Here is an 11,918-nt window from a genome sequence, read left to right as displayed (position 1 = left end):
GGATCTCGTGGGTTCGGGGCTCGGCGTTCCGGCGAAGCGCGCTGCCGGCCGGCCCTCAGGGCGTCACTGCGCGTGGATGGCCCACCTGCTGCCGTCGACGGACGTCGTTCCGGGCAGCGCGATGAGTTCGGGCTTGAACAGCGGAGGCGCGCCCATCGCGGGCTCCCAGGTCGCCAACGACTCGTCCTGCGGGACCTCGACGAGCCGGCCCTTGGCCAGGTCGGTGACCACCCTCAGCAGCAACCGCACGCCGAGCGGGGCCAGATGATCGCGCCACAGGCTCTGCGCGGTCGAGCCCGGAGGGACGAACAGGTGCTCCTGAGCGGCGAGCGGGCCGCCGTCGGTGCGCTCGGTGAGGTGGTAGACGCTGCCGCCCGTGACCTTGTCACCGTCGCGGATCGTCCATCGGATCGCGTCCCGCCCGCGGTGCAGGGGCAGCAGGCTGGGGTGGTAGCCGATGGTGGCGACGGCGGCCCTGGCCCGCGTCCGACGGCCTATGAAGGCGTGGGAGTGCGCGGCGACGATGACATCGACCCCGTCGGGGACATGGGTCGCGCGCAGCTCCTCCGAGTCCGTCCAGGGGATGCTCCTGGGGTAGGCCCAGGAGCGCAGGCGGTCCCAGGACAACGTGTTGTCCTCGTCGGAATGCCCCTGGCGGAGCCGCGGGGCGGCCACGCCGGTGATCTGGTGCCCCTCCTCCAGCAGGGCGTCCGCGACCTGCACCGCGAATGCCCCTCGTCCTGAGATGTAGATGTTCACTCGCGCTCCAAGCGGTCGCTGGTCGGGGAGGGGCTGCCGTTCATCGGCCGGCGTCCTTCAGTCCGGAGTGGTCGGGACGAAACCGCACCGGCATCGTGGAGAACCCGGTCAGGAAGTTGGACCGGATGCGCTGCGGCTCGCCGGTCAGCTCGAAACCGTCGGTGAAGTCCCGCAGGGCCAGGAGAAGTTCGGAGATCTCCACCTTGGCCAGGTACGAGCCGATACAGAAGTGCGGGCCGTAGCCGAAGGCCAGGTGCTTGTTGGGGGCACGGCCGAGGTCGAACTCGCCGGGCCGGTCGAAGACCCGTTCGTCCCGGTTGCCGGAGGCGTGCCAGAGCGTGACGATGTCGCCCGGGCGCAGCCTTACCCCGTGCAGCTCCGTCTCCCTGACGGCGCTGCGCCCGAAGTGCATCGTGGGGGAGGCCCAGCGCAGCACCTCGTCCACGGCGGTGTCGATCGCGACCTCGCCGTGCTTGAGGCGCCGCCACTGCTCGGGGTGGCCCGCGAGGGTGTGGACGCAGTCGATCATCGTGAGGCGGCTGGTCTCGTCGCCGCCGATGATCAGGCTGTAGCAGTTGAGCACGATGTCCTCGTCGGACAGCGGCACCCCGTCGATGGAGCTGGCGATCAGCATGCTGATCACGTCGTCGCCCGGCGCCTCCCGCCGCTCCTCGACGATGTCCATGAAGTACATGAGGATCTCGTTGCGGGCCATCTCGGAGTCGACCTCGTCGACGCCCTCGGCATCGGTCGACAGCGCGGTCTTCGTCAGGGAGAGGAGGAAGTCCCGGTCCTGTTCGGGAACGCCGAGCAGGCTGGAGATCGTGGTCATCGGGATCCGGCCGGCGATCTCCTCGGCGAACTCGCAGCCGCCGGACTCGACCGCCTCGCGGATCCACTGCCGGGTGTTGGCCCGCACGGTCCGTGCGACCTCGTCGAGCACCCTCGGGGAGAGCACCCGTTGAAGGATCTTGCGCAGCTCGTGGTGGCGGCGGCCGTCGGTGACGGCCAGCATCCGGCCGGCGCCGGCGTCACCGCCCTCCAGCAGCGTGACGAGCACGTTGCCGCGCTCGGACGTGAAGTTCACGTCGTCCCGGTAGGTGGCCATGATGTCGGCGTAGCGGGAGAGCACCCAGAACCCCCGGCGACCGTCGGCCGGAGGGTTCCAGTACACCGGGGCGTCGTCGCGCAGGGTGCGCCAGAACGCGTCGAGGTCGTGGTCCGCGAAGGTGTTCGGATCGCCCAGGTCCAGGGTGTCCAGTGCCGGTGTACCCACGGGTCACCAGTCCGTGCGCCAGAACCGGCGCGGCTGGAACGGGTACGTGGGCAGGGGCACGCGGTGGCTGGTCTCGCCGACGTGCAGGGAGCCGAAGTCCACCCGATGGCCGTTCACCCAGGCGGCGGCCAGATCGGACAGCGCCCGTACGTCCGTCCCGGACCGGACGATCCCGTTGTCGCCCCGCGAGAGGGAGTCCGCGTTCACCTGCGGCGCGCCGCCGGTCGTGACGGCCGGACCGCTGGGGGCGTCGGAGGACAGGACCTCGATCAGCTCCTCACGGCTGCGGACCACAGCGGCCCACCGGCGCTCCATCACCTTGCGGCCCACGTTGAGGCTGAAGCAGATGTCGTCCAGACGCAGGTCGGGGTCGGCGATCAGCCAGTCCCTCAGCTTCGTGCGCTGACGGGCCAGCGCGGCGTCGTCCAGGGCGGACAGTGTGGCCAGGCGCGGCCTGCCGGCGGCCTCGGGGGCGCGCTCGGTGACGGTCGGCGGCTCCTCCAGCACCATGTGCGCGTTGTAGCCGCCGCCGCCGATCGACGTGATGCCCGCGCGGCGGACGCCGGCCTCGGGCTCCCAGTCCGCCGACTCCACCTGCGGCACGAACGGGGTGCTGGGGAGGTCGAGGTCCTCGTTGACCTCCGTCAGGTTGATCGTCGCCGCGAGCTTCTTGTGGTAGAGCGACATGACGGCCTTCATCGCGCCGAAGCCGCCCGACACCACGCCGCCGTGGCCCACGTTGCCCTTGACCCCGCCGATCGAGGTGGTGCCGGTCTGCTTGCCGAACGCCATGCTCGCCGCGTGGACTTCGAGTTCGTCGGTCATCACCATGCCGAGGCCGTTGGCCTCGTACAGGGAGACGCTGTCCGGGGAGACGCCGCCGACCTCCATCGCGTTGGCGATGCAGGCGCTCAGCCGCTCGGGCTGCGCCAGGCCGTAGGCCATCGCGCTGACGCCGTTGTTGTTGATGGCCGTGCCCTTGACCACGGCGTAGATGTGGTCGCGGTCGGTGACGGCCCGGTCCAGCGGCTTGAGCAGCAGCGTGACGACACCGCTGGACAGCGAGGTGCCGGTCCCCTTGGCGTCGAACGGGCGGCAGTGGCCGTCCTTCGACAGGACGCGGTTCTCCTCCCACAGGTGACCGCGGGGGTGCGGCAGACGGACCATCGCGCCGCCGGCGATCGCCATGTCGGTCTGGCCGAGCAGCAGCGACTGGCAGGCCAGGTGCACCGCGTAGTGGAAGCCGGCGCAGACGGCGGCGACGGTGACGGCCTCGCCGGTGAGCCCCAGGTAGTACAGCGCGTTGGACGTCATGGTGTCCGGCGACCAGGCCAGACTCGCCTCGATCGCCTCGGGCCCGACCGACACCCGGTCCGGCGGAGAGCTGTAGAGCGCCGCGGTCTGCGGGTTGTTGGCGCCGTACATGCCTATCTCGGCGTCGACCCGTTCCGGGTCGTAGCCGCCGTCCTCCAGCGACTCCCACGCGCTCTCCAGGAAGAGGCGGTTCTCCGGGGTCATCGCCTTCGCCATCCGGTCGCTGATGCCGAACACCGACGGGTCGAACTGGTCGTACCCTTCGAGCACACCGCAGGCCCGTACGTAGAACGGGCTGTGGATCAAGGTCTCGTCGACCAGGATCTCGTCCTTGGTCAGGAACGAGATGGACTCCCTGCCGTGCACGAGGTTGTCCCAGAACTGCTGCTTGTCACGGGCGCCGGGCGCCCGGAGGGACATGCCGATGATGGCGACGTCGCCCGGGTCGTACTCCTGCTGGGGGGTTTCGGTCATGGGAAGGCTCCTGCTTCGGGTCGGGTGGCTGTGGCTCAGCTGCCGTTGGAGGTGGAGCGGCCGCGCAGGGCGGCGCGGCGGGTGCCGGCGCGGAGGCGGGCCGACCGGACGATCTCGGGGGTCTCGCCGCTGTCGTCGTCGAGCCAGCGGGCGAGGGAGGAGATGTCACGGAAGCTGAACAGGTCGGGCACGCGGACGCGCCGGTCGAACCGCCGGGTCATCAGCCGGGCCAGCCGGACCAGCAGCAGCGAGTCGCCGCCGAGGTCGTAGAAGGCTGCCTGTACGTCGATGGTCGCCGGGTCGAGGCCGAGCAGCTGGCCCCAGATCTCCGCCAGCGCCACCTCGGTCGGCGTACCGGCGACGGAGGAGGGCCGGCCGGGCTCGTCGGCGGGCGGCTCGGGCAGCGCGGCGCGGTCGAGCTTCCCGCCGGGCGCCAGCGGGAGCGCGTCCAGGAAGACGACCGTCGCCGGCACCATGTACTCGGGCAGCTCGCCGGAGAGCCGGCCGGTGACGGCGGTGCGGAGATCGGTGTCCAGCCAGACGCCGTCCCGCGAGGCGCCCTCGGGCACGACGTAACCGATGAGCCGGTTGTCCCGTACGACGGCGGCGGCTTCCCGGACCTCGGGGCAGCCGGTCAGCCGGGCCTCGACCTCCTCCAGCTCGATGCGGAAGCCGCGCAGCTTGACCTGGTGGTCGGTGCGGCCGCCGAACTGGAGCTCGCCGTCCTCGGTGAACGTGACGATGTCACCCGTGCGGTACATGAGTTCGCCGTCCACGAACGGGTCCCGCACGAACCGTTCGGCCGTGGCCTCCGGCCGGTTGACATAGCCGTGGGCCAGGCCGGCGCCGCCGATGAAGAGCTCGCCGGACACGCCGGCGGGCACCTTGTTCAGGTCCTCGTCGAGCACGTAGGCGCGGGCGCTGACCGACGGCGTGCCGATCGTGGGCTCACCGGTCTCGTCCTCGCGCACCCACTTGTGCGAGCAGAAGACGGTGCCTTCGGTGGGTCCGTAGGCGTTGTACACCCGGTCGGCGGTGGTCTCCCGGTACGCCCGGTCCACCAGCTTGCGCCGCAGGGGTTCGCCGCCGAACACGACCGTGCGGACGTTCGGCGGCAGGGCTCCGGCGTCCAGCAGGCCGTTCATCACCGACGGGACGACGTTGAGGTGCGTGATCCGGTCGGCGTACGGGCTGTCCGGCAGGTGTACGGCGCTCTCCACCAGGATGACGGCGCCGCCGCGGCACAACGCGGCGAAGATCTCCATCACCGACATGTCGAAGCAGACCGAGCTCGCCGCCGAGACGCCGCTCAGGTCGCGGCCCTCGAAGATCCGGTCCATCTCCGACAGCATGGCGAGGCAGCCGCTGTGGTGGATGGCCACGCCCTTCGGCCGGCCGGTGGACCCCGAGGTGTAGATGATGTACGCGGTGTCGCCGGGCACGACCGGCACGGGCCGCTCGCCCGGCTCGGTGCGCACGGTCGCGTCGAGCACGACCACCGTCGGGCCGGCCGGGCAGTTGGCCCGGGAGGCGGGTGTCGTCAGCAGCAGCCGGGTGCCGCTGTCCTGGACCATGAAGTCCAGCCGCTCGGCCGGGTAGTTCGGGTCCAGCGGCAGGTAGCAGGAGCCGGCGCGCAGGATGGCCAGGATGCCGATGAGCAGGTCGGGTGTCCGCTCGACGCAGATGCCGACCGGGACACCGGGGCCCGCGCCCTCGGCGACGAGCCGTTCGGCCAGCGCCCGGGACCGCTCGTCCAGTTCGCCGTACGACACGACGCCGGCCTCGGAGTAGACCGCGGTGGCCCCGGGGTTCTTGACCGCTTGCTCGATGAACTCGTCGTGCAGACCCTCGGTCACCGGCCCGTCCCCTCGGCGCCGGCGCCCGGAGCGATGTCCGCGAGCGGCAGGTCGGGTCGGGCGATCGAATCGAAAAGCACAGTGCGGTAGAGCGCGAGCAGTGCCGTCACGGTCTGCCTCTCCAGGTAGCTTGGTTTGTACTGGATGTGGCCGACGACCTCGCCGTCGATGTCGGCCATCGAGATCTCCAGGTCGAATTTGGCGAGGTGCCTGCGTACCTGGAGCGGTTCGAGCGGTAGGGCGCTGTCGGGGGCGATGGTCTCGCCGAGGCCGTGGAAGAGCTTGACCGACCGGGGGAACGCGTCCGAGGACAGCCAGTTCACCACCACGTCGAACCACGGGGAGCGGCCCTCGGCCCTGGTCGGCTTCAGCGTCGAGGCCAACAGGTCGAGCGGGTAGTTCATGTGCTCCAGCAGGCCGAGCGAGAAGGCGTGGACCTCGCCCAGCAGGTCGCGGAAGCTGCGCTCACCGGTGGGGCGCGCCCGTACCAGCACGGTGTTCAGGTAGTAGCCGATGGCGGACTCCCAGCCCGGTTCCCCGCGTTGGGCGATCGCGGTGGCCAGCACCGAGTCCTCGACCCCGGCCGTACGGTTCAGCGTGGCGAAGAATCCGGCCAGCACGACGGTGCTGATCGACACGCCCTCGCGTACCGCGAACTCCCTCAGCAGCCGCGTCTCCTCGGCGCTCCAGCGCAGGTACAGGTCGCGGCCTTCGTAGGTGACGCCGGGCGGGCGCTCCTTGGTGGACAGGTCGAGATGGGCGGGCGGGTCGGCCAGCTCGCGCGACCACCAGTCCAGCGCCGCCTCGGCGGCCGGGCCGGACAGCCACTGCCGCTCCCATTCCACGAACTCCGTGTAGGGCGCGACCGGTTCGCGGCCGGCGAGGTCGACGCCCTCGTAGTGCTCCTGGAGTTCACGGATCATGACGTCGGCCGAGGCCGCGTCCGACGCGATGTGGTGCACGAGCACCAGCAGGTAGTGGTCCGCCGGCCCCCGCGTCATCAGCACCACCCGGACCAGCGGGCCGTTGTCCAGGTCCAGTGGCAGGTGCCCGTACTCGGCCAGCTCCTCACGGGCCTGTTCGTCGTCCAGGTCCGTGCTGTCCACGACGAGGAACTCGTACACCGGCTCGTCCAGGATGACTTGGTGAGGTCTGCCGCCGGCCTCGACGAAGAGGGTGCGCAGCGCGGGGTGCCGCTCCATCACGGCCCGCACGGCGGCGTCGAGCCTCTGCTCGTCGACGGCGGTCCTGATCCGGGCGGCCACCATGAAGTTGTAGGGCACGGCGTCGGGTGAGATCTGCTGCATGAACCACAGCGAGGCCTGGCCGTGCGACGTCGGCGCCACGTGGAGGCCGAGGCCGTCGCCGCGCAGCTGTTCCGACGCCGGTGCGTCGGTGGTCTCCAGGAAGCCGCGCGCGGCCAGCTCCTCGACCAGCTCCTCGGTGTCCAGCTCGGACAGGTCGTCGAGGTAGGCCCGGGTCTGATCGGTCCCGGACGGCTGCGCGGGTGCGGTTTCCGGTAGCGGCGCCGGTACGGCTTCGGGCGCCGGGGCCGCCGGGGCCGCGGCGGTCGTGGCCGACCCGCCGACGGTCTCGGTGAAGTGGCCGACGACCTCGGACAGGGGCCGGCCGTCCAGGAAGACGACGGGCGACACCCGGTGGCCGAACAGCGACTGGAGCCGGTTGACCAGCCGGATCGCCAGCATCGAGTCGAGGCCGAAGTCGCGCAGGCTCGCGTTGCTGTCGAACTTGCTCGCCGGTACGCCCAGCGCGTCGGCGATCTCACCGAGGACGACGTCCTCCAGCGACCTGCTCTCCACGGGAGGGGCCACGGCCACGGCCTCGGCCACGACGACGGGGGCCGGTGCGGCGACCGTCGCCGCGACGGTCCGGGGGCTGGGCGCGGTGTCCAGCCAGTAGCGTTCCTTCTGCCACTGCACGAGCGGGGTCTCCACGACCTCGACGTCGTCGGTGAACAACGAGTCGTAGGTCAGCGGGAGGCCCCTGACGAACAGCGACGCGGCCGCACCCAGCAGGCAGCGGACGTCACTCCCGTCGCGGCGCAGGGAGTTGACCGCGTGCACCTGGGCGCCACGTGTCAGCGCGATCTCCTCGACCGAGCCGCGCAGCGTCTCGTGCGGGCCGATCTCGATGAAGGTGCCGACGCCCTCGTCGACCAGCGCACCGATCGTCTCGGCGAACCGGACCTGGTTGCGCAGGTTGTGCACCCAGTAGTCGACGTCGGCGACCGGGTCCACGGCGCCGGCCAGTGCCGTGGAGCGGAACTCGATGGTGTTCGCCAGCGGGGTGATGCCGTCGATGAGCTCGCGCAGGGGTTCGAGCAGGGGGTCCATGCCCGGGCTGTGCACCGGCCGTTCGACCCGGATCCTCCGGGTCGGTATCCCCGCCCGCTCGAGGTCGGACTCCAGGGCGTCGATCGCCTCGGGTGAGCCGGACACCGCAGCGCTGGTGGGGCTGTTCACCACGGCGACGGCCGCGTGCTCGGCGTACGGGGCGAGCCTCGGCAGCAGCTCCCGCTCCGGGAGATCGACCGAGATCATGGCGCCGGATGCCGCCTTGCGCTCCAGCAGGTGCGACCGGGCGACCACGACGCGGGCGGCGTCGTCCAGCGACAGCGAGCCGGCGACACACGCGGCAGCGACCTCGCCGAGGCTGTGCCCGACGACGGCGGTCGGCCGGATGCCGAGTTCCAGCCAGACCTTCGCCAGCGACACCTGGAGCGCGAACAGGACCGGCTGCTGGAAGTCCATCTCCTCGTACCGGGACTCCTCGGCCGGGGCCGCGAGCTCGTCGAGGACCGAGCTGCCGCCGGCCGCGCGTACGGCGGCGTCGCAGGCCCGCATCCAACGGCGGAATCCGGCGTGTGAGCCGAGGAGTTCCCGGCCCATGCCGACCCACTGGGTGCCGCCGCCGGAGAACACCAGCGCCACCCGGCGGTCGACGCTGCCCGTGACCGTGCCCGTGAGGACGTCCGGGTGCGGATCACCGGCGGCCACCCGGGCGAGTCCGTCCAGGAGCTCCCGGCGGTTGCGGGCGAACAGGGCTATCCGGTGGTTGTGGTGCGCGCGTCTGGTCGTGAGCGTGTAGGCCAGGTCGGAGACCCGTAGCCCCGGGTCCCGCTCGACATGGCTGGACAGCTCACGGCAGGTGTCGGCCAGCGCGGCGGCCGTGCGTGCCGTGACCGGCACGAGCTGGGCCCGTTCGTCGGCCGCGATGTGGCCCTGGGCGGGCGTGACGTGGCGTCCGCGGTCGCCCGCGAGGAACGGGCCGGGCAGGACGGGGTGGCCGGCGGTGTACAGCGCGCCGAGCGAGCCGAGCAGCGTCCAGGCCTCGTCGGTGCCGCGCCGCAGCGAGGGCAGGGTGGTCGCCGTCAGGATCTCCGACACCGACCTGAGCAGGACAGGATGCGGGCTGATCTCGATCACCGCGTCGATGTCGTGGTCGCCCAGGGCCTTCAGGGCGTCGACCAGCCGGATCTCCTGGCGCAGGTTCTCCGCCCAGTAGTCCGGTCCGAGCTCCGCACCGTCGACGAGTTCACCGGTGACCGTCGAGATCATCGGGATGCGCGTGGCGCGCGGCGTGATGCCGTCCAGCTCGGCCTTCAGCGGGGCGAGGACGTGGTCGACCAGCGGCGAGTGCGGCGCGTGCCCCATCCGCACCTGGTGGCTCGTGATGCCGTCCTCGGTCAGCCGCTGGACCAGTCCCTCGATCTCCTGCGGTGTGCCGGTGACCAGGGTGGACCGCAGGCCGTTGTGGCCGGCGACGGTGAGCTGACCGGTCAGGTACCGCGCGGAGACCTCCGCGTCGGCCATCACCACGATGCCGTCGCCGCGTCCGACGGCGAGCTGCTGGAGGAGCCGGCCGTGGTGGGCGGCCAGCCGGGAGGCGTCCTCGAAGTCGAGCGCCCCGGCGATGTGGGAGGCCGCGAACTCACCGACGCTCTGTCCCGTGACGACGTCCGGCTCCACCCCCAACGACCGCCAGGTGTCGGCGAGGGCGACCTGGAGGGAGAACAGCAGCGGCTGGAAGACGTCCATGTCGTCGATCCGGCCGTCGGACGACAGCATCTGGTCGACGAGCGAGAAGCCCAGGAGCTCCCGCATCCGCTTGTCCGAGCGCATCATCGACCGCCGGAACACGGCGTTGCCGGCGAGCAGTTGCCGGCCCATGCCGACCCACTGCGAACCGTTGCCCGAGAACAGGAACGCCACCCGCGGCCTGCGGGCGGCCGGCCCTCCGACAGTCAGCCCGGCCGTGGGCGCTCCGGTGGCGAGGGAGTCCAGCTGCGCCCTGAGCTCGGTCATGTCGCGGGCGGCGGCGGCGAGCCGGAACGCGCCGTCGCCGGGGCTCTGCCGGCACACGGTCCGCAGGTCGGTCTCGGCGCGCAGCGCCGCGGCCCGCTCGGCCAGCGCCTCCTCGGAGTCGGCGGCGAGCAGGAGGAGGGAGCCCTCGGGACGCGGCAGCTCCTCGACGACGACGTGACTGATCGCGCCGCCGAAGCCGAACGAGCTGACGCCTCCGCGGCGGGCGTCGGACCGGCGGGGCCAGTCCGTCAACCGGTCCTGGACGGTGAGGTTGTACTCGTCGAACATGATCTGCGGGTTGGGAGTGGCGTAGTGCAGGCTCGGCGGCAGCACGCCGTTGCGGATCGACAGCGCGAGCTTGACCAGGCCGACGATGCCGGCCGCCGCTTCCAGGTGCCCGACGTTGGACTTGACGGAACCGAGCCGCAGCGGCGTCGCGCGGTCACCGCCCAGCACCGCGCCGATGGCGTTGGCCTCGATCGGGTCGCCCAGGGGCGTCGCCGAGCCATGGGCCTCGATGTAGTCGACCTGGGACGGTGCGATGCCGGCCCGGCGGTAGGCGTTGCGGAGCATCAGCTCCTGCGCCTGGGGGTTCGGCGCGGTCATGCCGTTGCTCAGGCCGTCGTTCTGCGAGGAGCTGCCCTTGATCACGCAGTACACGGGCAGCTCGCGTTCGAGGGCCACGCTCAGCGGGGCGAGCACGACGACCCCGGCGCCCTCGCCGCGTACGTAGCCGTTGGCCCGGGCGTCGAACGACTTGCAGCGGCCGTCCGGGGCGAGCGCGCCCATCGCGTCCATGGCGGTGTAGTAGTCGGAGACGAAGCTCAGGTTCACCCCGCCGGCCAGCACCAGCTCGCTCTCGCCCATCCAGATGGACTGGCATCCCGCGTGCACCGAGACCAGCGATCCGGCGCAGGCGGCGTCGATCGCCATGCTGGGGCCCTGAAGGCCGAGGACGTAGGAGACGCGGTTGGCGATGATGCCGTCGTGCATGCCCGTCGCGGTGTGCGGGGTGATCTGGGCGTCGGGGCCGCGATAGTGCGCCAGGGCCGCGTAGTCGCCCCAGCAGGAGGCCATGAACACGCCGGTCTCGGTGCCGACGAGGCTGTCGGGCGCGACCCCCGCGTCCTCCAGGGCCTCCCAGGCCAGCTCCAGGATCAGCCGCTGCTGCGGGTCCATCTGGACCGCTTCGCGGGGGGAGATGTTGAAGAACAGCGGATCGAACTGGTCGATGCCGTCGATGAACCCGCCCCATCGCGCGCTGTCGCCCAGGAGTTCGCGCCGCTCCGCCGGCACCGCGCCGACGGCGTCGCGGCCCTCGGACAGCAGCTGCCAGAACGCGGTCGGATCCGGTCCGCCGGGGAACCGGCAGCCGATGCCGACGATCGCGACGGGCTCGTGCACGGCCGTACGGCGATCGCCGGCCGACGAGGTCTCCGCGGCGCGTGGACCGTCGAGCAGGGCCCGGGACAGCTCGTCGATGGTCGGGTACTGCCACATCCAGGTGGGCGGAACGCGCCGGCCGAGGAATTCGGACAGCGAGGTGGCAACGGCCGTCAGCTTCAGCGAGTCCAGGCCGTACTGGTGCATCGGAACATAGCGATCCACCGCATCCTTGGATACGCCCATCAGCTCGACAATGCGAGAAACAATGAAATCTGTTATGGCGCGTTGATCTCGCGCTCCGAGCTCCTGGGGCATTTCGGCTCCTCGGCAGGGAAGTTTATGGGGTGCGGCCAGAGCTCGCGGCCGATGGTCAAAGGGCGCGAAAACTCCGTCAACTGTGCGACAGAGAAGAGGTCGAAACGATGACGGCACTCAGGTGACCGAGCCGGTGCGCCGGCTCGGTCGGCTGTGCGTGTGGTGTGAACGGGAGTATTCGCTACGCCATGTCGAGTGCAGCGCGGAGCCAGG

The 11,918-nt window shown here is 71.2% G+C and carries 5 protein-coding genes; all 5 read right to left on the bottom strand.

Features of this window, described 5'->3' with window-relative positions; genetic code table 11:
- Positions 1-63: 63 nt before the first annotated feature.
- Genes OG245_RS14865 through OG245_RS14845 form a run of 5 tightly spaced genes read right to left on the bottom strand, consistent with a single transcriptional unit; the run spans position 64 to position 11,705 of the window.
- Positions 64-759, bottom strand: coding sequence for a formyltransferase family protein (locus OG245_RS14865; protein ID WP_371623998.1), 696 nt, complete (start codon positions 757-759; stop codon positions 64-66).
- Between the two features lie 40 nt (positions 760-799).
- On the bottom strand, positions 800-2,035 hold the full coding sequence (locus OG245_RS14860; RefSeq protein WP_371623997.1) for a cytochrome P450: 1,236 nt from the start codon (positions 2,033-2,035) through the stop codon (positions 800-802).
- A gap of 3 nt (positions 2,036-2,038) precedes the next feature.
- Positions 2,039-3,823 (bottom strand): beta-ketoacyl synthase N-terminal-like domain-containing protein, encoded by a 1,785-nt coding sequence (locus OG245_RS14855; protein ID WP_371623996.1) that lies wholly within the window; start codon positions 3,821-3,823, stop codon positions 2,039-2,041.
- 35 nt (positions 3,824-3,858) lie between these two features.
- Complete coding sequence (locus OG245_RS14850; protein WP_371623995.1) at positions 3,859-5,679, bottom strand: amino acid adenylation domain-containing protein; 1,821 nt, start codon at positions 5,677-5,679, stop codon at positions 3,859-3,861.
- Positions 5,676-11,705, bottom strand: coding sequence for an acyltransferase domain-containing protein (locus OG245_RS14845; RefSeq protein WP_371623994.1), 6,030 nt, complete (start codon positions 11,703-11,705; stop codon positions 5,676-5,678). Before OG245_RS14845 ends, OG245_RS14850 begins: the two co-directional genes overlap by 4 nt.
- Positions 11,706-11,918 lie beyond the last annotated feature (213 nt).

The sequence above is a fragment of the Streptomyces sp. NBC_01116 genome, from assembly GCF_041435495.1.
Classification (GTDB): domain Bacteria; phylum Actinomycetota; class Actinomycetes; order Streptomycetales; family Streptomycetaceae; genus Streptomyces.
Note: the sequence above shows the minus strand (reverse complement) of the source record. Positions and strands in the feature narration are given on the sequence as shown.